Origin of the sequence: Protofrankia sp. CiP1_Cm_nod2 (assembly GCF_920664355.1) — a bacterium.
In the GTDB taxonomy this organism is placed as follows: domain Bacteria; phylum Actinomycetota; class Actinomycetes; order Frankiales; family Frankiaceae; genus Protofrankia.
In genome coordinates this window covers 10,985-33,764 of record NZ_CAKKTL010000029.1, presented here as the reverse complement: position 1 = coordinate 33,764, position 22,780 = coordinate 10,985, and the positions used below count along the sequence as shown (strand labels likewise).

The 22,780-nt window shown below is 70.1% G+C and carries 20 protein-coding genes and 1 pseudogene; 8 read left to right on the top strand and 13 right to left on the bottom strand.

Annotated features, from left to right (window positions below; genetic code table 11):
* On the bottom strand, window positions 1-692 hold a 692-nt coding region (locus NBW84_RS05305; protein WP_250282228.1), incomplete at its 3' end, for a BON domain-containing protein.
* A gap of 497 nt (window positions 693-1,189) precedes the next feature.
* Between NBW84_RS05305 and NBW84_RS05300 the strand changes: the two genes are divergently transcribed.
* Complete coding sequence (locus tag NBW84_RS05300) at window positions 1,190-1,657, top strand: Hsp20/alpha crystallin family protein (protein ID WP_250282225.1); 468 nt, start codon at window positions 1,190-1,192, stop codon at window positions 1,655-1,657.
* Between the two features lie 81 nt (window positions 1,658-1,738).
* On the opposite strand, the gene hisH is transcribed toward NBW84_RS05300, so the two are convergent.
* The 4 genes from hisH to hisD are packed head-to-tail and all read right to left on the bottom strand — an operon-like array spanning window position 1,739 to window position 5,668.
* Window positions 1,739-2,347 (bottom strand): imidazole glycerol phosphate synthase subunit HisH, encoded by a 609-nt coding sequence (gene hisH / locus NBW84_RS05295; protein ID WP_250282224.1) that lies wholly within the window; start codon window positions 2,345-2,347, stop codon window positions 1,739-1,741.
* A gap of 16 nt (window positions 2,348-2,363) precedes the next feature.
* Window positions 2,364-2,951, bottom strand: coding sequence for an imidazoleglycerol-phosphate dehydratase HisB (gene hisB, locus NBW84_RS05290; protein WP_013873786.1), 588 nt, complete (start codon window positions 2,949-2,951; stop codon window positions 2,364-2,366).
* A 6-nt stretch (window positions 2,952-2,957) separates the two neighbouring features.
* On the bottom strand, window positions 2,958-4,376 hold the full coding sequence (locus tag NBW84_RS05285; RefSeq protein ID WP_250282223.1) for a histidinol-phosphate transaminase: 1,419 nt from the start codon (window positions 4,374-4,376) through the stop codon (window positions 2,958-2,960).
* On the bottom strand, window positions 4,373-5,668 hold the full coding sequence (hisD, locus tag NBW84_RS05280; protein WP_250282234.1) for a histidinol dehydrogenase: 1,296 nt from the start codon (window positions 5,666-5,668) through the stop codon (window positions 4,373-4,375). Before hisD ends, NBW84_RS05285 begins: the two co-directional genes overlap by 4 nt.
* Window positions 5,669-5,825: 157 nt before the next feature.
* Here hisD and NBW84_RS05275 point away from each other — a divergent pair, with 157 nt between their 5' ends.
* Window positions 5,826-6,113: a hypothetical protein gene (locus tag NBW84_RS05275; protein WP_250282222.1), complete on the top strand. Its 288-nt coding sequence runs from the start codon at window positions 5,826-5,828 to the stop codon at window positions 6,111-6,113.
* Window positions 6,114-6,142: 29 nt separating this feature from the next.
* Here the strand turns inward: NBW84_RS05275 and NBW84_RS05270 are convergent, their stop codons facing one another.
* Window positions 6,143-6,364 (bottom strand): transposase, encoded by a 222-nt coding sequence (locus NBW84_RS05270; RefSeq protein WP_250282221.1) that lies wholly within the window; start codon window positions 6,362-6,364, stop codon window positions 6,143-6,145.
* A 66-nt stretch (window positions 6,365-6,430) separates the two neighbouring features.
* On the opposite strand from NBW84_RS05270, the pseudogene NBW84_RS05265 reads away from it, so the two are divergent.
* Window positions 6,431-7,348, top strand: a pseudogene (locus tag NBW84_RS05265) (aldehyde dehydrogenase family protein); the annotation flags it as partial.
* A 356-nt stretch (window positions 7,349-7,704) separates the two neighbouring features.
* Here NBW84_RS05265 and clpB read toward each other — a convergent pair.
* From clpB to NBW84_RS05235, 6 genes are all read right to left on the bottom strand, one after another.
* The gene (clpB, locus tag NBW84_RS05260) at window positions 7,705-10,332 is read right to left on the bottom strand and encodes an ATP-dependent chaperone ClpB (protein WP_250282219.1); all 2,628 of its coding nucleotides are present in this window, start codon (window positions 10,330-10,332) and stop codon (window positions 7,705-7,707) included.
* The gene (locus NBW84_RS05255) at window positions 10,323-10,646 is read right to left on the bottom strand and encodes a chaperone modulator CbpM (RefSeq protein WP_250282217.1); all 324 of its coding nucleotides are present in this window, start codon (window positions 10,644-10,646) and stop codon (window positions 10,323-10,325) included. Before NBW84_RS05255 ends, clpB begins: the two co-directional genes overlap by 10 nt.
* Window positions 10,643-11,611: a DnaJ C-terminal domain-containing protein gene (locus NBW84_RS05250; protein ID WP_250282216.1), complete on the bottom strand. Its 969-nt coding sequence runs from the start codon at window positions 11,609-11,611 to the stop codon at window positions 10,643-10,645. Before NBW84_RS05250 ends, NBW84_RS05255 begins: the two co-directional genes overlap by 4 nt.
* Before the next feature lies 1 nt (window position 11,612).
* A complete protein-coding gene (locus tag NBW84_RS05245; RefSeq protein WP_250282215.1) occupies window positions 11,613-12,215 on the bottom strand; it encodes a nucleotide exchange factor GrpE in 603 nt (200 codons plus the stop codon).
* On the bottom strand, window positions 12,202-14,109 hold the full coding sequence (dnaK, locus tag NBW84_RS05240; protein WP_250282214.1) for a molecular chaperone DnaK: 1,908 nt from the start codon (window positions 14,107-14,109) through the stop codon (window positions 12,202-12,204). Before dnaK ends, NBW84_RS05245 begins: the two co-directional genes overlap by 14 nt.
* Window positions 14,110-14,299: 190 nt before the next feature.
* Window positions 14,300-14,770 carry a general stress protein gene (locus NBW84_RS05235; RefSeq protein WP_250282213.1) on the bottom strand — a complete coding sequence of 157 codons (471 nt, stop codon included), beginning with the start codon at window positions 14,768-14,770 and terminating at the stop codon, window positions 14,300-14,302.
* A 375-nt stretch (window positions 14,771-15,145) separates the two neighbouring features.
* Here NBW84_RS05235 and NBW84_RS05230 point away from each other — a divergent pair, with 375 nt between their 5' ends.
* Window positions 15,146-15,352, top strand: a complete 207-nt coding sequence (locus NBW84_RS05230) for an Hsp20/alpha crystallin family protein (protein WP_445548640.1) — start codon at window positions 15,146-15,148, stop codon at window positions 15,350-15,352.
* Between the two features lie 144 nt (window positions 15,353-15,496).
* Window positions 15,497-16,621: an IS701 family transposase gene (locus NBW84_RS05225; RefSeq protein WP_250282232.1), complete on the top strand. Its 1,125-nt coding sequence runs from the start codon at window positions 15,497-15,499 to the stop codon at window positions 16,619-16,621.
* Between the two features lie 1,629 nt (window positions 16,622-18,250).
* On the opposite strand, the gene NBW84_RS05220 is transcribed toward NBW84_RS05225, so the two are convergent.
* Window positions 18,251-19,051: an SAM-dependent methyltransferase gene (locus NBW84_RS05220; RefSeq protein WP_445548395.1), complete on the bottom strand. Its 801-nt coding sequence runs from the start codon at window positions 19,049-19,051 to the stop codon at window positions 18,251-18,253.
* A 911-nt stretch (window positions 19,052-19,962) separates the two neighbouring features.
* Between NBW84_RS05220 and NBW84_RS05215 the strand changes: the two genes are divergently transcribed.
* The 3 genes from NBW84_RS05215 to NBW84_RS05205 form a co-directional block, all read left to right on the top strand.
* Window positions 19,963-21,384, top strand: coding sequence for an AAA family ATPase (locus NBW84_RS05215; RefSeq protein WP_250282207.1), 1,422 nt, complete (start codon window positions 19,963-19,965; stop codon window positions 21,382-21,384).
* A 226-nt stretch (window positions 21,385-21,610) separates the two neighbouring features.
* Complete coding sequence (locus tag NBW84_RS05210) at window positions 21,611-22,036, top strand: ester cyclase (RefSeq protein WP_250282205.1); 426 nt, start codon at window positions 21,611-21,613, stop codon at window positions 22,034-22,036.
* Window positions 22,033-22,780, top strand: a 748-nt coding sequence (locus tag NBW84_RS05205) for a TetR/AcrR family transcriptional regulator (protein ID WP_250282204.1), incomplete at its 3' end; no start/stop codon positions are given. The genes NBW84_RS05210 and NBW84_RS05205, both read left to right, overlap by 4 nt.

Here is a 22,780-nt window from a genome sequence, read left to right as displayed (position 1 = left end):
CGCAGGCGCGCCAGGGCCCGGCCGCGCCGCCGCGGGGGCACGGTCAGCGCCCGCACGTCCGCGGGCAGATGCGAGGCGACGTGCCGCCGCTCGGCGGCCGGCAGCCGCTCGAAGAACGTCGCCAGCACGGCGTGCACCGCCGGCTGGACGGTCCGCGGCTCGCAGCCCGCCCGCTGCGCGGCGTCGAACAGCCGCCGCAGCATGACGGAGCGGACCGGGACCAGCACACCCTCGGACGGCCGGGTGTCCCCGCGGACGAGCCCCTCGTGCAGCATCGACACGACCCCCTCGACCCCCGAGGTCCGCCAGACCGCCTCCTCGACGGCGATGGTGTCGGCCGCGGTGGCGACATCGCCGTGCAGGATGACAACGTGATCGCGGACGGTCACGTGCACCCGTGGGACGTCGAGCCCGCGCGTGACCGGGCCCAGCCGGGAACGCACCCGGTCGGCGAGGATGTCATCGGCTACCCGCGGGTCGGGACGGCCTCCGGCAAGCCGGTAACGCAGCCCTCGCAGCCATCCCCGCAGGTAGCGGAGCCGACGGGCGGCCCGCTCCCGGACCAGGCCGATCCCACGGCCGATCCTGCGGCTGATCCCGCGGCTGATGCGTCGCGGCCGCGCGAGCAGCCCGGTGGCGACGCCCGTCACGGCTCCCGCCGGCGCGGCGAGCGCTCTCCCGGCATATCTCATCTGCGCACCTCCCGGCGGCTGGTTGCACCAGCGTCCCGGCGGCTGGTTTCACCAGCGTCGGGTACGAGCCGCGGCCGCGCCACCCGATGAGCCGCCGGCCACCGTTTTCCGCCCTTTGCGGCCCGCCGGGCTTCCGCTGGCTTTCCTCCCGGTTTCCGGATGCTTTTTCCCTCTTGTTCCCCGTATTTGCTTCGTGTCGTTCCGTCCTGCCTCGCGTCCCGCTTTCTTCTGTTGCTCTTCCGCTGTTGCTCTTCCGCGGGCTGCCCGCGGGCTGTCGGGCGGAACGGCGCGAACATCCGCCGAAGGCCGGGAGGCGGACCCCGGCGACAAGGCGCAGGCTGGAGATGTGGGTGAATCCCGACCAGCTCTACGGATCCCGGCCAGTAATCGGCCAGGAATCGACAGCGCTACCGGGAACCGACAACAGGGAACTATCGACAAGTAACAGGAAACCATCGACAAAGCGACAGGAAACCGACAGGGAACGAGGAGCAGCCGTGAAAGCGAGTAGCCGTCCGGTACTGATTCGGCGCGAGCACACCGGCCAGGAACGGTCACCGGGGCCGCACGGCCGGCCGTGGTCACAGGAGGGGCGTTCGCGGGCGGCACGGCGGCTGGGCCTGCGGGAGGACGCCGTACGGGTCGAGGAGTACGCCGAGGACGGCGCCTACGTGGTGCGCGCCGAACTCCCCGGCATCGACCCGGACCGGGACGTCGAGGTCACCGTGTCCGACAAGGAGGTGTCGGTGCACGCCGAACGCAGGGAGGAGCGCCGGGAGAAGGCCACCGGCCGCTACCGCTCCGAGTTCCGCTACGGCTCGCTCACCCGTTCGGTCACCCTGCCGCCCGGGGTGAAGAAGGAGGAGGTCGCCGCCACCTACCACAACGGTATCCTCGAGGTCCGGATACCGGTCGCGGGCGGCGAGCCCAAAGCCGTCCGGATGATCAAAATTCGTCACGACTGACGCGCCCTGGGCACACGTCCTGACACCGGGAGCCGCGGACCGGCGGCCAGCGGCTGGTGGCCACCGGTTGGTGGCCATGGGTCAGCGCAGGGTGCGCAACCAGTTGGTGAGCAGGTGCGCGCCCGCGTCCCCGGACTTCTCCGGGTGGAACTGGGTGGCGTACAGCGGGCCGCGTTCCACCGCCGCGGCAAAGGGCTCGCCGTGCTCGGCCACGGTGTCGCCGGGCGCGGGCTCGGCCGCGTACGAGTGGACGAAGTAGAAGCGGGTGCCCGCGGGCAGGCCGTCGAAGAGCACCGTCCCTTCCGGTGGTACCACGGTGTTCCAGCCCATGTGCGGCAGGACCGGCGCGGCCAGCCGGCGGACCTGCCCGGCGAGCACACCGAGCCCGCGGGTGCGCACACCGTGCTCGTCCCCGAGGGTGTAGAGGACCTGCATCCCCACGCAGATCCCCAGCACCGGACGTCCCTGGGCGACCCGCTCGTGGATGACCGGTGCCGCGCCGGCCGCGTCGATCCCGGCCATGCACGCCGCGTAGGCGCCCACCCCGGGGACCACCAGGGCGTCCGCGGCCCGGGCTGCGGCCAGGTCGGCCGTCACGGTCACGTCCGCGCCGACTCGGGCGAGCGCCCGCTGCGCGCTGCGCAGGTTCCCCGACCCGTAGTCGAGGACGACCACCCGCGGCCCCGTCACCGCGGGCCCCTCCCCGTCACAGCACGCCCTTGGTGGACGGCACGCCGGCTACCCGCCCGTCGAGCGCGACCGCGTCCCGCAGCGCCCGCGCGACCGCCTTGAACTGAGCCTCGACCACATGGTGGGCGTTGCGGCCCGACAGCACCCGCACGTGCAGAGCGATCCGCGCCGACGCGGCGATCGACTCGAAGACGTGCCGGGTCAGCGTCGTGTCGTAGGTGCCGATGAGCTCGATCAGCTCCGGTTCGACGACCACGCAGTACGGACGGCCGGAAAGATCCACCGCGGCCTGCACCAGCGCCTCGTCCAGCGGCACCAGGGCGTCCCCGAAACGCCGGATCCCGGACTTGTCACCGAGCGCCTCGCGCAGCGCGTCACCGAAGGCGATCGCGGTGTCCTCGACCGTGTGGTGGGCGTCGACGTGCAGGTCACCACGGGTGCGGACGGTGAGGTCGAAACCGCCGTGCTTGCCGAGCTGGCTGACCATATGGTCGAAGAACGGCACCCCGGTGAACGACGACGACACACCCGCCCCGTCGAGATCCAGCTCGACGACGACGTGCGACTCCAGGGTCTTGCGCTCGATGCGGGCTGTGCGACCCATCCCTGGTCACTCCTCCCCGAGGTAGGGCAGTTCGACGGTGGGCCTCGCGTCGGTGGACGTCGCGGTGGCAGGCCTTGCGGTAGCGGGCGCCGCGGCTGCGGAGGCCGGATCCGTCGGCGCGGCGGCGGGGGGCGCCAGCGCCGTGGCCCCCTCGGCCAGCAGCGCGCGGGTCGCCGTCAGGAAGGCGTCGACCTCGCCCGCCAGACCGGCGGTGACCCGCAGCCAGCCGGGCAGGCCGACGTCCCGGACGAGCACGCCCGCGTCGAGCAGCCCCTGCCACGCCGCCCGCTGGTCGGTGAACCGGCCGAACAGGACGAAGTTCGCGTCGCTGGGCGCCACCGCGCAGCCGAGCCCGGTCAGCTCAGCCACCAGCCGGTCACGCTGCGCCTTGACCGCCTCGACCGTGGCGAGCAGCTCGTCGGCATGCGCGAGCGCGGTGCGCGCGACCGCCTGCGTGAAGGTCGACAGATGGTACGGCAGGCGCACCAGCTGCAGCGCGTCGACCACCGCCGGGTGCGCGGCAAGGTAGCCGATGCGGGCGCCGGCCAGCGCGAACGCCTTGCTCATCGTCCGGGTGACCACCAGCCGCGGCTGGGACGGCAGCAGGGCCAGCGCGCTGGGGACCCCGGCGCGGCGGAACTCCGCGTACGCCTCGTCCACGACCACGATGCCGGAGCCGGTCTCACCGACCGCCGCGCACGCGGCCAGCACCACCTCCAGCGGCAGCGCGGTGCCGGTGGGGTTGTTCGGCGACGCCAGGAAGACCAGGGACGGCCGGTGCCGGTGGATCGCCGCGGCGACCGCGTCCGGGTCGAGGGTGAAGTCGGGCTCGCGGCGCTCACCGGCCCAGCCGGTCGCGGTCGCCACCGCGATCAGCCGGTGCATCGAATAGGACGGCTCGTACCCCAGCGCGACCCGGCCCGGCCCGCCGAAGGCCTGGCAGAGCTGCTGGAGCACCTCGTTCGACCCGTTCGCCGCCCACACCTGGTCGGTGCGCAGGCCGAAACCGGCGTCCGGGGTCAGGTAGTAGGCCAGGTCGGCGCGCAGCGCCTCGGCCTGGCGGTCCGGATAGCGGTTGGCCTCGGTGGCGGCGAGGGAGGCGGCCTTGCCCAGCGCGTCCACCAGCCCGGCGGACGGCGGGTGCGGGTTCTCGTTGGTGTTGAGCAGCACCGGGACGTCGAGCTGCGGCGCGCCGTAGGGCACCATGCCGCGCAGATCGTCCCGCAGCGGCAGCTCGTCGAGCGTGGGCGAGCGCACCGGGCGGCTACGGCCGGCGGCGGGTGTGGCGGGCCAGCCGGCGACCGCGCCGTCCGACCCTGATCCCCTCGGCGATCCGCCCGCTGGTCCGGTCACCGGCCCGGCTCCGCTCGCCGGCCCGGCTCCGCTCGCCGGTCCCGATCCCGATCCCGATCCTGTTGTGGTCATCGCAGCCGCACCTCCACCGCGTCGACGTGGGCGATGAGATCCTCGGCGCCACCGAGCGCGGCGATCCTGGGCGCCACCTCGGCGAGAGCCTCGCGGTCACACTCCACCACGTGAACCTGCCGTTGGAACGCCGACACCGAAAGCCCACTGCTGTGCCGGGCGGTACCGCCCGTCGGCAGGACGTGGTTCGAGCCGGCGAGATAGTCCCCCAGCGACACCGGCGCCCATGCCCCCACGAACACGGCCCCGGCGTTACGGACCCGGCCGGCGACGGCCGCGGCGTCCACGGTCTGGATCTCCAGATGTTCGGCGGCCCAGGCGTCGACCACCGCCAGGCCCGCGTCGACGTCGTCGACCACCACCGCCGCCCCCTGGCCGGTCAGCGCCGTACGTACCCGCTCCCGATGGCGGGTCACCGCGACCTGCTTGTCGAGTTCGGTCTCGACCGCGTCGAGCAGGTCTCGCGACGGGGTGACCAGCAGGCAGGCGGCCATCGGGTCGTGCTCGGCCTGGGCGATCAGGTCGGCCGCGACGTGGGCGGGGTCCGCGGTGTCGTCGGCGAGGATCGCGACCTCGGTCGGGCCGGCCTCGGCGTCCACGCCGACCAGGCCGTGCAGCAGCCGCTTCGCCGCGGTCACGTAGATGTTGCCCGGCCCGGTCACCACGTCCACCGCCGGGCAGCTGGACGTCCCGTGGGCGAACATCGCGATCGCCTGGGCGCCGCCGGCGGCGTACACCTCCTCCACGCCCAGCAGCGCGGCGGCGGCGAGGACCACCGGATGCGGCAGACCGCCGAACTCCGCCTGCGGCGGCGACGCCAGCGCCAGGGAGGCGACCCCGGCCTCCTGCGCCGGCACGACGTTCATCACCACGCTGCTGGGATAGGCGACCCGCCCGCCCGGCACGTAGAGTCCGACCCGCTGCACCGGGATCCAACGCTCCGTCACCCTGGTGCCCGGGGCCACGTCGATGGTCACCGGTTCGCGGCGCTGGGCGCGGTGCACCAGCCTGGTCCGCCGGATCGCCTCCTCAAGGGCGTCCCGTACCCGCGGGTCGAGGCCGTCCAGCGCGGCGGCCAGCGCGTCCGCGGCAACCCGGACCGAGGGCGGCCGCACCCCGTCGAACCGCTCCCCCGCGTCGAGGACCGCGGCGTCCCCCCGGTCGCGCACGTCGTCGCAGACCGGGCGGACCGCTGCCAGCGCGGCGTCGACGTCCAGCGCGGCGCGGGGCAGCAGCCCGCGCACCCGTGGCGGTGACGGCAGACTTCCACGCAGGTCGAGCGTTCTCAGCACGACGATGAGCGTATCGGTACCCACCCCCGTTCCGTCGATCTCCCGGATCCCAACGCCCTCCGCCCCCACGTCGACGGCCCCACTTCCCATCGGCAGACCTCGTCAGGACCACTGGATACGGTAGGAAGATCTTCCTACCAGGCATTACACTAGGATCATGGGTGTACGCAAGTTGTCGATCTCGGTGCCCTCCGAGGTCGAGAAGGCGATCAAGACAGCGGCCGCGGAAGAAGGCAAGCCGGTATCCGCATGGCTGACCGAGGCCGCCGTCGAGAAAGCCCGCGCAGCCACCCTGCATGCCGCCGGCAGGGCTACCGCACAGGAACTGGTCGCCGAGTACGAAAGCGAACACGGCAAGCTGCCCGAAGAGTTCCGGCAACGCGCCCGCGCATTCCTCGCAGAGGCCGGACTGTTCGACGACGAACCCTGGCAGGCAGCCGGATAATGCGCACGGTTGTTTATGACACCGGCGCGTTACTGGAAGACCCCGTCCCGCGCCCACGCGCGGAACCGGTCGTAGATCGTCGACCAGGAGCCGTAGCGTTCGGGCACGTCCCGCCAGGGGCTACCGGTACGGAACCTCCACATCACCGCGTTGAAACAGCTGCGCAGGTCAGGGATCGGTCCGGACGTCCCCAGCGGGAGATGCGGCTCGATCAACTCCCATTCACCGTCGGTCAGCTCACCACGCGTCATACAGCCGTGCTACCCAGCCGAAGCACCCGAGCGAAGGACGAACACCCCGATTGTGATCCGGACTCAGAACAGGCCCTAGCCGTCGAGCAGCTGTTCGCCGACGCGGGTGCGCCGCGAGGATTTTACACCAACCTCCTGGTTCCCGGCCGCGAGGTCTACCGGGTGATTGAGTCTGATGTCGTTCGGGGCGCATCGCTGACCGGAAGCGACCGGGCCGGGGTCAGCGTCGGTGAGACCGCCGGCCGAAACGTGAAGAAGAGCGTCCTCGAGCTGGGCGGCAGCGACCCGTTCATCGTGCTCGATGACAACAACCTCGACCGCACCGTCGAAGCGGCCCTGATCGGCCGCCTGCACAACATGGGGCAAAGCTGCGTGAGCGCTAAGCGGATGATCGTGATATCCGAGGTATTCGACCGGTTCGTGACCGCGCTGGCCGAACGGATGCTCGAGCTGGTTCCGGGCGACCCCGTTGACGAGGCCACCACGCTGGCACCGGTGTGCTCCGAGCAGGCCGCCCAGACGCTGGTAGACTAGATCCGCGACGCGCTGGACAAGGGAGCGACCGCGGTCGTCGGCGGCGGGCGCGTCGACCACCCCGGAGCGTTCGTGCAAGCCACGGTCCTCGTCGGCGTGACGCCGAAGATGCGCGCCCATCGCGAAGAGCTGTTCGGACCGATCGCGGTCGTCTATCGGGTACAGGACGATGACCAGGCGGTCTCCTTGGCGAACGACTCGCCCTATGGTCTCGGCGGTGCGGTGTTCAGCAGCGACATCTCCCGGGCGCGTGCAGTCGCCAGCCGGATCGAGAGCGGGATGGTGTGGATTAACCATCCGACGTCATCCGAGCCGGAACTGCCCTTCGGCGGCATCAAGCGGTCCGGCTACGGCCGGGAGCTGTCCCACCTCGGCATCAAGGAGTTCGCCAACCGGAAGCTGATCGTGACGATGGGGACGGACGCGCCGATCACCGACGCTCTGGGCTGATGCCCGCTCGGACGGTGTGCCAGCGGTGTGTCGGGGGTGAGGCCGAGTGCGCCGTGAACCTGGACGGCTCCGGTCGACGACGTCGTGCAGCAGGGCGGCACCGCGGGTCTTGACCATCCCGATCTCGAGGCGGGCGGGTGAACCGCGGTCGACGGCCTCCGCGGCGGTGATCAGCGCGGCCCGGTGGGGAAACGCGGTGGACCGGGATCGGCCGTACCGGAGGCGGCGACACCGCCAGATCCTACGAGCTACCAAAATCCGGTAGTGGTGGTTCGGCGGTGCCGTAGGCGGAGTCACCGAGGACCCGCCGGGGGTGTCTATCCGCGGCTGAGTACCGCGCCGCGCCGCCGCGGCCGTCATCCCCGCTGCATCGCGGGCACGTCATGCGTGACAGCGAGGTGGCCCTCGATCAGGTCGACGGTGACGCGGGAGCCGTCGGTGACGTCGCCGGCGACCAGTGCCCGGCCGATCCGGGTCTCGACCTCACGTTGGATGAACCGCCGCAGCGGCCTGGCGCCGAAGACCGGGTCGAACCCCTCGCGGGCGATGAACAACCGGGCCGGCTCGGTGATCTCCAGGGTGATCCGGCGGTCCACGAGCCGCCGGCGCAGGTCCTCGACGAGCAGGTCGACGACCTGTTCGATTTCGGCCAGGGTCAGCGGCTTGAACAGGACGATCTCATCGAGCCGGTTGAGGAACTCCGGGCGGAATCGTTCCCGCAGGTCGGCCATCACCCGGGCCCGGGCCTCGGGTTCGATCTCGCCGTCGGGCGTCACCGCGTCCATCAGCCACTGCGAGCCGATGTTCGACGTCATAATGATCACCGTATTGGTGAAGTTCACGGTTCGGCCCCGCGCGTCGGTCAGCCGGCCGTCGTCGAGGACCTGCAGGAGCGTGTTGAACACATCCGGATGCGCCTTCTCGATCTCGTCGAAGAGGACCACGGAGTACGGCTTGCGACGCACCGCCTCGGTGAGCTGGCCGCCCTCCTCGTAACCGACATAGCCCGGAGGAGAGCCGATCAGCCGGCTGACCGTGTGGCGCTCCTGGTACTCGCTCATGTCGATGCGGATCATCGCCTCCTCGGCGTCGAACAGCGCCTCGGAGAGCGTGCGTGCGAGCTCGGTCTTCCCCACGCCGGTCGGTCCCAGGAAGATGAACGACCCGACCGGGCGCCGGGGGTCCTTGATACCAGAGCGCGCGCGGATGACGGCGTCCGCCACCAGGCTGACGGCCTCGTCCTGGCCGACCACCCGCTGGTGCAGGATGTCGTCGAGGCGCAGCAGCTTCTCGCGCTCGCCCTCGACGAGCCGGGTGACGGGGATGCCGGTCCAGCGGGAGACGATGTCGGCGATCTCCTCCTCGGTCACCAGTTCACGCAGCAGCGGTTGCCCGTGCTGGCGGCCGGCCAGACGTTCCTCCTCGGCGGCCAGCCGGCGTTCCAGTTCCGGGAGTTGGCCGTGGCGCAGCTCGGCGGCGGTGTTGAGGTCGTAGGCACGCTCGGCTTCGTCTGCGCGCCGGCGGACGTGCTCGATCTCCTCGCGCAGCTCCTGGACCTTGCGGATGGCCTGCCGTTCTGACTCCCACTGTGCGCGCATCGCGTCGGCCTCCGCGCGCAGGTCGGCGAGTTCCTTGCGGAGCTGGTCGAGCCGGGCGACGCTGGCCGGGTCGTTCTCCTTTGCCAGCGCGGCCTCCTCGATCTCCAGCCGGGTGACCTTGCGGGTGATCTCGTCGAGCGCGGTGGGCATCGAGTCGATGTCGGTGCGGAGCATGGCGCACGCCTCGTCGACGAGGTCGATCGCCTTGTCGGGCAGGAACCGGTCGGAGATGTAGCGGTGCGACAGCACCGCCGCCGAGACCAGCGCACCGTCCTGGATCCGCACGCCGTGGAAGATCTCGAACCGTTCGCGCAGTCCGCGCAGGATCGAGATCGTGTCCTCCACCGTCGGTTCGTCGACCAGCACCGGCTGGAAGCGGCGTTCGAAGGCGGCGTCCGCCTCGATGTGCTTGCGGTACTCCTCGACGGTGGTGGCGCCGATGAGGTGCAGTTCGCCGCGGGCGAGCATCGGCTTGAGCATGTTCCCGGCGTCCATCGACCCCTCGGCCGCGCCGGCGCCGACGACGGTGTGCAGCTCGTCGACGAACAGCAGGATCCGGCCTTCGCCCGCCTTGACCTCGCTCAGAACCGCCTTGAGTCGCTCCTCGAACTCGCCCCGGTACTTGGCTCCGGCGACCAGCGCCGCCAGGTCGAGCTGGAACACCGTCCGGTCGCGCAGTCCCTCAGGTACGTCGCCCCGGTGGATGCGCTGGGCGAGGCCCTCGACGATCGCCGTCTTGCCGACCCCGGGGTCGCCGAGCAGCACCGGATTGTTCTTCGTCTTGCGGGAGAGGATCTGCACGACCCGGCGGATCTCGGAATCGCGGCCGATGACCGGGTCGAGCCGGTCGTCGCGGGCTTCCGCGACCAGGTCGCGGCCGTACTTCTCGAGCGCCTCGTAGGTGGCCTCGGGGTTCGCGGACGTCACCCTCTGGTTCCCGCGGACCTCGGTCAGCGCGGTGAGCAGCTTCTCCCTGGTGAGGCCGTTGTGGGCGAGGATCCGGCCGGCGGCGCTGGACTGTCCCTCGTCGACGAGGGCGAGGAGGAGGTGCTCGACCGACACGTACTCGTCCTTGAGCCGACCGGCCTCCCTGCTGGCGGCGTCCAGCAGGCGGGACAGCCGCTGGGTCACATACACCTCGCCGGGTCGCACGCCGGGTCCGGACACCTTGGGCCGGCGCCGCAGTTCGTTCTCGACCACTTCGGCGACCGCGGCCGGATCTCCGCCCGAGGCGATCAGCAGGCGGCGCACCAGTCCCTCGGGTGGTTCCATCAGCGCGGCCAGCAGGTGCTCGCCGTCCACCTCGGCATGGCCGAGGCGCACCGTTCGAGCTTGCGCGGCGTCAAGAGCCTCGCGGGACTTCTCGGTCAGCTTGTTCATGTCCATGGATGCACCTCGCCTCGGGCGGGTCGGGCACGGAGGAGCCGTTCGAGTTCGTCGATCCGGTCGAGCAGGTCGAGCACGACCCCGGTCGCCGTGTAGGTGATGCCGAGGTCGCGGCGCAGCCGTTCGATCCGGCCGGCGCGTGCCACCGCCGTCACCGCGAGTGTGTAGTGGCCGGCGGGGTCGATCTCCGCGTCGAGGAGACCCAGCGTCACCAGCCGTCGGACGAGGTCGGGATGCAGGTGCGCCGCGACACAGAACGCGTCGAGGTCGAGGCCCTGAGTACGGGCGCTAGCGCGCACGAGCAGCGTCGTCATGACCTCTCCCTGGGGTTGAAGGACGAGACCTCCGCGAGCTCGCGGAACAGCTCCGTCTCCCGCGCAGTGGGGTTGGCCGGGACCATGATTCGGGCGTGCGCGTAGAGGTCGCCGGCGCGGTCACCGCGCCTCGAACCACGCGCCGAGCGGGGCAGGCCCTTGCCGCGCAGGCGGAGCTTGCGGCCGGTGGAACTGCCGGGCGGGACGGTGACGATCACCTGCTCGCCGTCCGGGATGGTGATGGCGACCTTCGTGCCAAGCACGCCCTCCCACGGCGCGAGGGGCAGATCGGTGTGCACGTCCCGGCCTTCGACCCGGAATCGGGGGCCGGGCGCCAGCCGCACCACGAGGTAGAGGTCGCCCGGATCCCCGCCGTCCCGGCCGCGCCCGCCCTGGCCCGCGAGCCGCAGCCGCTGCCCGTGCATCACTCCGGGCGGGATGGTGACCTGGACCTCGCGGGGTCCGGTCGGGCCCGCCAGGGTGACGCTGCGCCGACCGCCTCGGTAGGCCTCGGCGAGGGTGACCTCGATCTCGGCTTCCTGGTCGGCACCGGACACCGGTCCCGCCCGGCCTCGGCCGCGGAAGAATCCGCCGCCCATACCGCCGAACAGGTCCTCGAAGTCGAACCCCTCGAACCCCTCGAACCGGAAACCCGGGCCACCGGCGCCGGCACGCGCCCCGCCACCCGCGCCTGCCCATCGTTCGGCGCCTTCGGGCATCCGGCGGAAATCTCCGCCGAACCGGTCGTAGCGCGCCCGGGTGTCGGGATCGGAGAGCACGTCATACGCCTCCGACAGGTCCTTGAACCGCTCCTCGGCCCCAGGATCGGAGTTGACGTCGGGGTGGTACTGGCGGGCGAGTTTCCGGTACGCCCGCTGGATCGCGTCAGCGTCGGCGTTCCGAGGGACCCCGAGGATCTCGTAGAAGTCCTCGCTGGCCCGATTCGTGGTCCGGCCGCTGCTCATGTCACGATGCTTCCGGCTCGGTATCCGGTCCGGGTCCCATTCCTGGTTCTGACCCGGTATCCTGCCTTGGCCCGTTATTCGATCTTGCTCCGCTGTTCGGTTTCGGTCCGGCGCTCACGGCCACGGACGCGGGACGCAGTACGCGGCCGTCGGCCTGGTAGCCCGGCCGGAGCACCTCCACGACGGTGCCCGCCGGGGGCGGACGGGACGTTGAGCCGCTGTCGACGACGGCGCCGACCTCGTGACGGGTCGGGTCGAAGGCGCCGGTCTCGTCGTCGAGTCGAGTGACCCCGGAGTTCCGCAGCGCGCCCAGAGCGAGCTGGCGTACCCCGCGTACCCCGTCGACGAGCGAGTCGGGGTCGGCGTCCGTGTGCGAGAGGGCGAGCTCGAGGTGATCCAGCACCGGCACCCACGCGAGAACCACACGATCCCGCTCGGCTGCCTTCGCGGCGCCGATCTCGCGTCCGGTCCGCCGACGGTAGTTGTCGAAGTCGGCGAGAGTCCGCAGGTGGCTGGCCTGGCACTGCTCGAGTTTCGCGGCGAGGTCGGGTGCCGGGGTGGTCTCGGGCCGCTCGGCATCCGATCGGTTCTCACCCATCGTCATGGGTGGTGAAGTCGGCGTCGATGACGTCGTCCCCACCGGCCGAGGTCTCGCCCGGTCCACCGGCTCCAGCTCCGCCGCTGGCCGTCGATGCCGCCTCGCGCTGCGCGACAGCCGGAAGGCCGTAGAGGACCTGCTGGAGATCGTTGATGATCGGCCGGACGCGGTCGACGTCGGCGTGCTCCTCCAGCGCGCGGCGAGCGTCGGCGATGAGCTGTTCGGCGCGGGCCTTCTCGTGCACGGGGACCTGGTCGCCGAGTTCGGTGAGCCGCTGCTCGACCTGGTAGGCGATCGTGTCGAGTTGGTTGCGGGCGTCGGCGTTCTCGCGCAGCCGGGTGTCCTCGGCCCGGTTGCGCTCGGCGTCAGCGACCATGCGCTGGATCTCGTCCTGCGGCAGGTTGGTGTTGTCCGAGATGGTGATCCGCTGTTCGGCGCCGGTGCCCTTGTCCTTCGCGGTGACGTTGAGGATGCCGTTGGCGTCGATGTCGTAGGTGACGTCGACCTGTGCCTGGCCGCGCGGGGCGGGTCGGATGCCCTCGAGCCGGAACCGGCCCAGCGTCCGGTTGTCGGCGGCCATCTCACGTTCGCCCTGGAGCACCACGACGTCGACGGCCGACTGGTTGTCCTCCGCCGTCGAGAACGTCTCGCTCCGGCGCGCGGGGATGGTGGTGTTGCGCTCGATCACCTTCGTGCTCACGCCGCCGAGCGTCTCCACGCCGAGGGAGAGCGGGGTGACGTCCAGCAGCAGCACGTCGGAGACCTCGCCCTTGATGACCGCGGCCTGGATGCCGGCGCCGACGGCGACGACCTCGTCCGGGTTGACCGTCATGTTGGGTTCCTTGCCGGCGGTCAGCCGGCGCACCAGGGCCTGCACGGCCGGCATGCGGGTGGCGCCGCCGACGAGGATCACCTCGTCGAGGTCCTGCTCGGAGACCTTCGCGTCCGCCATCGCCTGGCGCAGCGGCGGCAGGCACCGCTCGAGCAGATCGGCCGTGATCTTCTCGAACTGCGAGCGAGTGATGGTGGTGTTGAGGTGTCTCGGGCCGTTCGCGTCGGCGGTGATGAACGGCAGGTTGACCTGGGTCTGGGAGACGGACGAAAGCTCGACCTTCGCCTTCTCGGCGGCTTCGAAGAGCCGCTGCAGTGCCTGCGGATCGTTGCGCAGGTCGATGCCGGTCTGGTTCTTGAAATCGTCGGCAAGGAAGTCGACCAGGCGGCGGTCCCAGTCGTTGCCGCCGAGATGGGTGTCGCCGGCGGTGGCGCGCACCTCGACGATCCCGTCGCCCACGTCGAGGACGGAGACGTCGAAGGTGCCGCCGCCCAGGTCGAAGACCAGTACGGTCTCGTGCGACCTCTTGTCCATCCCGTAGGCCAGCGCGGCGGCGGTGGGCTCGTTGATGATGCGCAGTACGTCCAGGCCGGCGATCCGGCCGGCGTCCTTGGTCGACTGCCGTTGCGCGTCGTTGAAGTAAGCCGGCACCGTGATCACGGCTTCGGTGACCTTTTCGCCGAGGAACTTGGCGGCGTCGTCGGCCAGTTTCCGGAGCACCATCGCCGAGATCTCCTCGGGGGCGTACTCGCGCCCGCGAACGAAGATCCGTACTGCGTCTTCCTTCCCGGCGGTGATGTCGTACGTGACTGTCTTCAGCTCGCTGGTGACCTCGCTGTACCGGCGGCCGATGAATCGCTTGGCCGCGGTGATCGTGCCTTTGGGATTGAGAACCGCCTGACGGCGGGCGAGTTCACCCACCAGCCGCTCGCCGCTCTCCGTGAAAGCAACGACCGAAGGCGTCGTGCGCGAGCCCTCAATATTGGGGATAACTGTCGGCTGGCCACCCTCGACGACGGCGATGACCGAGTTCGTAGTACCCAGGTCTATTCCTACTACCTTACCCACGATGACCTCCCGGTGGGAGCCTTCTGATGGAAGTGGCGGGGCCCCGGCAGTCCTCACGACCACGCTAGGACCGGCCGGACGAAGACCGCAACACGCCGCCACCCGGCGAACCAGTGCAAGACGGCGGAGCAGAGGCCGACACGTCCGCACGACGCGCCACCGCGCGTGCCGGGCCGACGGACGATCAATGTCAGCTCCGGCCGCTCCCGGCGGACGAGAGCCGGCCGAACTCGGTCTGCGCCAGGAGCCGGGCCGCCTCGTCCGCCACGTCGGCATCGACGAGCAGGTCGTAGCGATCGGCACTCAGCGCCGACACGGAGACGAAATCCCGCCGGCCCCGGCTGAACGCGTACATCAGCAGGCCCATCAGAGCACCGAGGATTGCGCCGAAGATGGCTCCGTAGAGCGCGAGCAGCGCCGCTGCCTGGACAGGATTGATCCAGTTGAACAGGCCGAAGATCCAGCCGATCAGCGCGCCCGTGACGGCACCAGCGAGCGCCGACCGGCCTGCCGCGGACGCCCAGGTCAGCCGGCCCGTGACCTTCTCGATCGTGTGCAGGTCGCGGCCGACGATGGCGGTCCTCTCCACCGGGAAGTGAAGGTCGGCAAGTCGATCGACGGCCCGTTCGGCATCGGCGTAGGTACTGAAGGTGGCGACCACTTTCTGCGACCCGACCGTGCGGCCGATCCCGGCCGCCCGGTCCGTCCCCCGCTCGCTCCGAGCATCATCGAGGCGCGGGTCACCGTGGTGGAGAACCCCTGCTCGAGGAGCACCGGCTCCAAGGTCATTCGATCGTGAGCCGCGGGCACCGTCCTCATCTGTCGCGAAATCGCCATCACCATGTGACATATCGATCGCCCCCACCCGACGTGGGTCGTGGTTGCACCACCGCGCAAAGCATCCAAGATGTCTCCCCGAACGACGCGGTCGTTCTCAGAGACTGCCCGCGTGCCGGATACCCAACCGAGTGCGCCCGAGATCCCCGGGGGCCGCGAGAACTGGCTCGTGTGCCTTGCGTACCAGGCATGGGGATAGATCATTGACCTGCTCCGCCACTTCGAGCACCAGATCACGCTGCCCGGAGACGTCGACCCCGAATCGGTGACGGCGAGCCTGGACAGCGGGGTGCTGGCCGTCCGGCTGGCGAAGGCCCGCAGCAGCCAGCCCCGCCACATCGAGATCTCCGGGCCCTCGGCGAGGCAGAGCGGCCGGACGATCGATGACGCCTCGGGCCCGGGCTGACCTGACCACGCCTTCCCTTCCTCGCGTGCCTTCCCCCAGGTGTTCAAGGGAGGTTCACAAGAGGCTTAGTACTGCAACGGCACTTGGTGGCAGGGTGTGCGCTGCTCGGGTGTTGTACATGACGTGAACGATGTTGATGTGGGGATGTGGCGGGACGAGCTTGACCGGGTATGTGAACGGGTCGGTGGCCGGTTCGCCCGGGCTGAGCCCCGAGCGCGGATGCGCCGGTATCTGGAGGGGCTGCTCTCCGAGCTGGAGCGCAAGAACGGCTGGACCATTGCCGAGCATGCCGAGGAGGTGTCGCCGGACGGGATGCAGCGGCTGCTGCGGACCGCCGACTGGGATGTCGACGCGGCCCGCGACGACGTCCGCGACTACCTGGTCGAACACCTCGGGACCCCGCAGGCGGTGCTGGTCATCGACGACACCGGGTTCATCAAGAAAAGAGCCTGCTCGGCAGGGGTGCAGCGGCAGTACACCGGCACGTCGGGCAAGAAGGACAACTGCCAGGTCGGGGTGTTCGCCGCCTACGTCACTGCGGACGGGCACGCGCTGATCGACCGGGAGCTGTACCTGCCCGAGTCGTGGACCTTGGATCGTGCCCGGTGTCGGGCCGCCGGGATCCCCGACACGGCCGAGATGACCACCAAGCCCCGTATCGCAATCACCATGCTGCAGCGGGTGCTCGACGCCGGGGTGCCGTGGGCCTGGTTCACCGCCGACGAGATCTACGGGCAGGTCAAGTACCTGCGGGTGTGGCTGGAGGAGCACGACCTGTTCCACGTGGTGGCCACCCGCCGCGACGACGACGTCCTGGCCCAGGGGTACGGCTATGGCCGCGCCGACCAGGTGGTGGCCGCGCTGCCGGCCCGGGCATGGCGACGGATCTCATGTGGCGACGGCGCGCACGGCCCCCGGGTCTACGACTGGGCGCGCGTGGCGATCCGGATCGGCTGGCGGCCCGGCCGCGGGCACTGGCTGCTGGCCCGCCGCTCGGTCCGCGACCCCGACAAGATCGCCTACTACATCTGCTACGGCCCACGCTCCACCGGCCTGGCCGAGCTGGCCCGGGTCGCCGGCGCGCGGTGGCCGGTGGAGGAATGCTTCCAACAGGCGAAGAACGAGACCGGCCTGGACGACTATCAGGCCCGCACCTGGTGCGGCTGGTACGCGCACACCACCCTGTCCATGCTGGCCCTGGCCTGGCTCGCGGTGATGCGAGCACAGGCTCAAAAGGGGGCGCCGCTGGCGGCGGCGACGGCGAACTGATCCCGCTGACCGTGCCCGAGATCGGGCACCTGTACGCCGCCCTGCTCACCCCGCTGTCCCCCGACGAACAGGCCGTCGGGTACTGGTCAGACTGGCGCCGCCACCGCCAGTGGCAAGCCCGCCGAAGCCACTACAAGCGCTACGGCCACGACTGGCCACAAGTGCCGTTGCAGTACTAACCAAATGACCGAACTCAGATTCGAGGTCGACCGCATACGGAGCCGCCAGCCGCGCGCCGGCCGCCACCGTGCGCGCCTTCTCCGTCACCGCGTCTGGGCCGACCAGGAAGTCGGCTGGCTCCGAGGTACCAAGAACAATTATGGGTGGGCGTTGCGTGCCTCGGTGACGGCATCCACCACGTCGGACGCGGTCACCGTGCCTCGCGCCGCGATGGAGCGGGCCTTGCTCGGCGGCCTCCTCCGTGGTCAGCATGACCGCCTCCTCCTCGAGCAGAAGACGGACATACGCCTGCAGGGACTGCCCAGTTCGTCCGATCATCTGGCGGACCGCCCGTCAACTTGTCGGTGGCTTGCGGCAGACCGCGGGATCGTGGCCATACCCGCTGCCGCACGAGACCTCGGGGCGCGAGGCTCCCACGCGAAGGTCGCTGACGCCGACCCCGTCGGGCCGGTTTCCGCCGCCGCGGCGGCCGTGCTCGCCGCGGTTCCGGGCTGGTGGGCGGCCCGCGCCCGCGAGGCCGGCCTGTCGGGCAGGTGGCTGGACGTGACGTCCGCCGTCGCCGCCACGCCGCCGGCCCTTCCCCGCGAGACCAGCCCGGATCCCTCCATCACGGCCCTGACGTCGAGCGAGGGCCTGGGGGCCGCATCCGCGGCCGCTCTCCCATCAGAGGTCCGGGCACGGCACGGCAGGCATTACACCCCGCCCGGGCTCGCCGAACATCTGTGGACGATGACCCGACAAGCCCTCGGTCACCCGATCCGCGCGACAAGACTGCCGGGCCTCGTCCGGGACCGCGCGTGCGGCGCCGGCGCCCTCCTCCTCCCGGCGTTGCGCGAACACGTGCGTGCTTCCGCGCGGACGGACCCTCAACTGACCCGACCTCGGCGCTCCTCCGCAGAGGATCCTCCGTCCTGTATCCGCCACCGTCGCGAGAGTGCAAGACTACGGTCGATGACGTAGAGCGTCGCCGCTAGCGAAGATCACTAATCGGGTCGAGAGCTACTGACACGGTCTGCCTCTCCCGAGTGGGTTCTCTGTGAGCGCGGATGAGAGTAGATTGGACAACGCGCGGATGGTCGTCTGCTGTCGGAAACGGCGGCACCCGCAGAAGGCGGCTTCAGCCGGCCGACGCGCCTACAGGGCCGCCGCCCACGGGTAGGCGGCTCCTGTCGTTTCGTTCCAAGGGTGGACCTTGAGGCCGTAGGACGTGATCGGCCGACCAGGTCAGCGGTAGAGCCGAGGCGCCAACTCTCGCAGATACCGATCCTCGGTGTTGCCGTACTGGTCCTGCTCGAAGGCGGGGAAGGTCGCAGACGCGGCCATGTCAGCCAACTGAAGACCCTCGACCCGGCTCGGTGCGGTGACGGTAAAGGGGGGACCGGGTAGCGTGGGCGCGTGCTCCGGTCCCCCGGTTGTCCGTTCTCCTGTTGCCGGAGGCGGGGTGGACGTCTACGGCTTTCGGGCTACGGCGCCGTAGCCGTCCACCGCTTCGCCGGCACTGTTGGCGTCCGGGCGCCACAGCGAGATCGACACCACGCCCGGCTCCAGGAGTTCCAGGCCCTCGAAGAAACGGGCGACCTGCTGCGGGCTGCGCAGGATGTAGGGGACCGCGCCGGTGTCGTCGTAACCCTGCTGGGCCTCGTCGAACCCCTCGCTGGTGTCGGTGCTGTCCCATAGCACCAGGTAGCTGCCGGACGGGACGGCCGCCACCACCCTCGCCACGATCGACCGGGCCTCGTCGAAATCGGCGACGTGGCCGAGTACCCCCATGAACAGGACCGCGATCGGCTTGGTGAAGTTCAGTACGTTCCTGGCGTCGGACACGATCTGGTCCGGATTGTGGAAGTCCGCGTCGACGTAGGTCGTCACACCTTCCGGCGTGGTGTTGGTCAGCAGTGCGCGGGCATGCGCCAGCACGAGCGGGTCGTTGTCGACGTAGACGACACGGGATTCCGGGGCGATGCGCTGGGCGACCTGATGGGTGTTGTCCAGGGTTGGCAGACCGGTGCCGACGTCGAGGAACTGACGGATGCCCGCCTCACCGGCCAGGTGGCTGACAGCACGGATGAGGAACTGCCGGGACTGCTTGGCCAGCGGGACAATGCCGGGAAAAGCGGCGACGTAGGCGTCGCCGGCCTCCCGGTCGACCGGGTAGTTGTCCTTGCCGCCCATCCAGTAGTTCCAGATCCGGGCCGAGTGCGGCACGGTCGTGTCGATTGTCGAGGGCGCCTGGTCATCGGCGGGTACCACCGATGTGAAGTCCCATTCGGCGTTGTCGCCCTGCTCGCTCACAGCATCTCCATGGACGTCAGCTCGGCTCGGGACACCCTACGGGGATCCCGGAACCCGGACATGCACCGGATTCACGCGCATTCTTCCAGACCGCGAACGTGACATCCCGCACGGGCGATCCCGAAGCGGCCGCCCGCGGATATCTGCATAGGGCGACCGTAGAGTGACGGTAGGGCATTCAGCGTGGCTCCGTTGCAGCAACTGCCCGTTATGCCCGCAAAGATGCCTTGCATTACCAGATCAACCGGCCAAGAGGCAGCTTGCGGCCAGGCCATCCAGACCGCATTCGATGACTCTTAGGCAAGATCGCAAATTCCAGTCACGATCACCGCAACGAGTACGGACAGCGGCGGATGCGAGCGTACGCGGACGGCCATCTGCCGTCGGAAACACCCCACCTGCCAAGATGAGATGAGACAGCCACCGGACGAGCTCGCGGCCGTCACCGACCACGCCGACACAGTCGCGTTGGATCACGGTTCACCGGCGTGCTGTTTCACAGGTGATCTATGTGCTATCTCCATGGTCAACTGCGTGCTAAACCCTTGATCATGATTGCCCGCGTGCGCATACGCCCCTCGCTTGCTCGACACAGAGCCTGCTGGCCAGATGCCAGGACGGACACAGTCACCCCGACATGAGCACCCACCCAGATTGGGCCCCAGCGTCCCTGCTCAACACAACAGATCATGAATTTGCGCGATCTCGTCGAGATCCTGGCCACCGGCCGTCCCAGCAGCAGACAAACAGCCCTGCCCGGCGCACAGGGAGGGACCCGCCAGAGGTGACAGTCAGGACAGGGCGGCGTTTGATACTACCGCTGGCGATAGTATCAACAGCGGTAGTATCCCAGCCGGTGGACGGTGGCCATGGTCGATTTTGTGGGGCGGGAGCGGGAGCTGGCTACGCTGGACGGGCTGCTGCGGGAGGTGGAGGCGCAGGTCGGATCGTCGCGGCCGGGCAGGTGCCTTCTCGTCCGTGGGCGGCGGCGGATCGGCAAGTCCAGCCTGGTCGAGGAGTTCGTCGACCGAGCCGGCGTTCCCGCGGTGTTCTTCACCGCCGCCGGAGCGTCCGCCGACGTCGAACTGGAAGCGCTGCGGGAGGCGGTCGCCGCGTCCACGCTGCCGGAACGGACGGTGTTCACCGACTCGGTGCCCGGGAACTGGAGCGCGGCTCTGCGGCAACTGGCCGGGATCCTCCCCGACGACCGTCCGAGCATCGTGGTCATCGACGAGGTGCCGTACCTGATGGACCGCGTCGACGCGTTCGAGGGGGTGCTGCAACGCGCCTGGGACCGGGAGCTCAGCCGCCGGCCGGTACTGCTTGTGCTGATCGGGTCGGACCTGTCGATGATGGAGGCGTTGGGCTCGTACGGGCGGCCGTTCCACCAGCGCGGGCAGGAGATGGTGCTGGGCCCGCTCAACCCCGCCGAAGTCGGGCAGATGCTGCGGCTGGGCCCGGCCGAGGCGTTCGACGCGGCACTGGTGACCGGCGGGCTGCCGCTGATCTGCGCGGCCTGGCCGGCGGGTGGGGATCTGTGGTCCTTTCTCGCCGCCGAACTGGCGAATCCCGTCTCCGCGCTGCTCGTCTCCGCCGAACGCTCGCTCGCCGCCGAGTTCCCCGGCTCGGCGAACGCCCGAGACGTACTGTCCGCCATCGGCAGCGGAGAAAGCGCGTTCACCAACATCGCCCGTGCGGCCGGTGTGATGGCGCACACCAGTCTCGCCCGCTCGCTCGAACTTCTCGTCAGCAAACGGATCGTGGCAGCCGAACTGCCTGTCTGGACCACTCGCTCGAAGGAACGCCGCTACCGCGTCACCGACCCCTACCTGCGGTTCTGGCTACGGTTCATCGGCCCGTACCTGCCGGAGATCGAACGCCGCCGCGGCGACCTCACCCTGGCCCGGATCCGCGACGGCTGGACGTCCTGGCGTGGCCGGGCGGTCGAACCGCTCCTGCGCGACTCCCTCGCCCGCCTGCTGCCCGACCAGACGCTGCCCGCCGCCCCGGCCGTCGGCTCCTACTGGAACCGGCCGAACACCATTCAGATCGACATCGTCGGTGCCGACCGGGAACCGGTCGCCAAGGAGCTCTACTTCCTCGGCTCCATCAAATGGTTGGAACGCTCCGCGTTCGACCACCACGACCTCGCGGTGCTACAGAAATACCGGGCCGCGCTCACCGACGAGCCGCTCCCCCTCGTCGCGGTCAGCCTCGGCGGAGTCACCGCCACCGGCCTCACCGCCACCTACGGCCCAGCCGAACTCCTCACCGCCTGGCAGACAACCTGAGCAGACGGAATTCGCCAGCCCGCCGTCCGACGAGGCGCAGACCGCGAACCGACGCTCTCCGGTAACACATGACGCCTCGGAGTCATCCAGTCGCCACCATGACCCCAGCACCGGCCACGCTCAGCGATCGGTAAGGCTTCCCGCGTCCTGTCTCGTTCACTCTTGACTGATCTGGTTACAGCGTACACGCTGGTTACAGCGTAACCATGACAGCCGGAGGGGAACCATGACCACGAGCAGCACGCGACGGCGGCCCGGGACGGTCGCGCACGCGTTCGCCGACCTGATGAACGATCACGATCCGGACGCGGTCGACGGCTTCATCGCGGCGGACTACATCAACCACAACGCGTTCGTCGAGGACGGGCGCGAGGCGAACCGGGCGTTCTGGACGCAGTGGTTCGCCGCGTTCCCGGACACCGAGGTCAGCCTTGACGACGTCCTCGTCGACGGGGACCGGGTCGCCGGCAGATTCACCTACCGGGCGACGTTCCAGGGCCCTTTCATGGGCCTGCCACCGACCGGGCGCCCGGTGGTGATGCACTCGATCGACATCTGGCGCGTGGTCGACGGCATGGCCGTGGAGCACTGGGACCAGCTCGACGGGCAGGCGTTCTTCGCACAGCTCACCGGAGACGCCGACAACCGATGACGATCGACGCGCAGGACGACCAGGACGGCACAGACGGCCCGGCACCGACGCGTGCGCGGCGGCGCCGGGAGCGGGAGCGCGCCGCCGCCCGTGAGGCGATCCTGTCCGCCGCGCGGGAACTGGCGCGAAGCGAGGGCTGGGAGACGGTGACGATGCGGCGGCTGGCGGAACGCATCGACTACTCCGCGAACTTCGCCTACCGCTACTTCACCGGCCGTGACGACATCCTGCTCACCCTCATCCGCGACGGGTTCGCCCGGCTGCGCGACACGATGGACACCGCAGGCCGACGGCCGGCGACCGAATCCCCCGCCGGAGCGTCCGACACGGACGTCCCGGACATCCTGAACGGCACAGACGTCCTGAACGGCACAGACGTCGCGGCCATCCGGCGGGCCGCACATGCCTACCTCGACTTCGCCCTGGCCGAACCCGACCTGTATCAGCTCATGTACGGCCTGGGCGGCGTGCGCATGCCCGCCGCCGACACCTGGGTCGAGGGGCAGGCCGTCGGCGACGTCCTGACCGGGCTGCTCGCAGCCGCCGGCGACCGGCAGCCCGAGCAGCATGTGCTGCAGCTGTGGGCCACGGCGCACGGGCTGGTCGCGCTGCTGGTCGTCGGCCGCGTCGACGTCGACTCCGCCGCGCTGCACGCCCTGCTCGAGGAGGCACTGACCGACTGCCTCACCCGCGCCCTGCCCGCACCGGCGTCACCCGCGTCACCCGCGTCACCCGCGTCACCCC

Bases quoted from the DNA above. Each gene is read 5' to 3' on its own strand.
- NBW84_RS05225 (WP_250282232.1), top strand. From the start codon at position 15,497: ATGTGGCGGGACGAGCTTGACCGGGTATGTGAACGGGTCGGTGGCCGG.
- NBW84_RS05255 (WP_250282217.1), bottom strand. From the start codon at position 10,646: ATGACGACGCTGCTCGTGCGCGCTAGCGCCCGTACTCAGGGCCTCGAC.
- NBW84_RS05270 (WP_250282221.1), bottom strand. From the start codon at position 6,364: ATGACGCGTGGTGAGCTGACCGACGGTGAATGGGAGTTGATCGAGCCG.
- NBW84_RS05250 (WP_250282216.1), bottom strand. From the start codon at position 11,611: ATGAGCAGCGGCCGGACCACGAATCGGGCCAGCGAGGACTTCTACGAG.
- NBW84_RS05285 (WP_250282223.1), bottom strand. From the start codon at position 4,376: ATGACCACAACAGGATCGGGATCGGGATCGGGACCGGCGAGCGGAGCC.
- NBW84_RS05210 (WP_250282205.1), top strand. From the start codon at position 21,611: ATGACCACGAGCAGCACGCGACGGCGGCCCGGGACGGTCGCGCACGCG.
- NBW84_RS05245 (WP_250282215.1), bottom strand. From the start codon at position 12,215: ATGACGATGGGTGAGAACCGATCGGATGCCGAGCGGCCCGAGACCACC.
- NBW84_RS05215 (WP_250282207.1), top strand. From the start codon at position 19,963: ATGGTCGATTTTGTGGGGCGGGAGCGGGAGCTGGCTACGCTGGACGGG.
- NBW84_RS05275 (WP_250282222.1), top strand. From the start codon at position 5,826: ATGGGTGTACGCAAGTTGTCGATCTCGGTGCCCTCCGAGGTCGAGAAG.
- hisB (WP_013873786.1), bottom strand. From the start codon at position 2,951: ATGGGTCGCACAGCCCGCATCGAGCGCAAGACCCTGGAGTCGCACGTC.
- clpB (WP_250282219.1), bottom strand. From the start codon at position 10,332: ATGGACATGAACAAGCTGACCGAGAAGTCCCGCGAGGCTCTTGACGCC.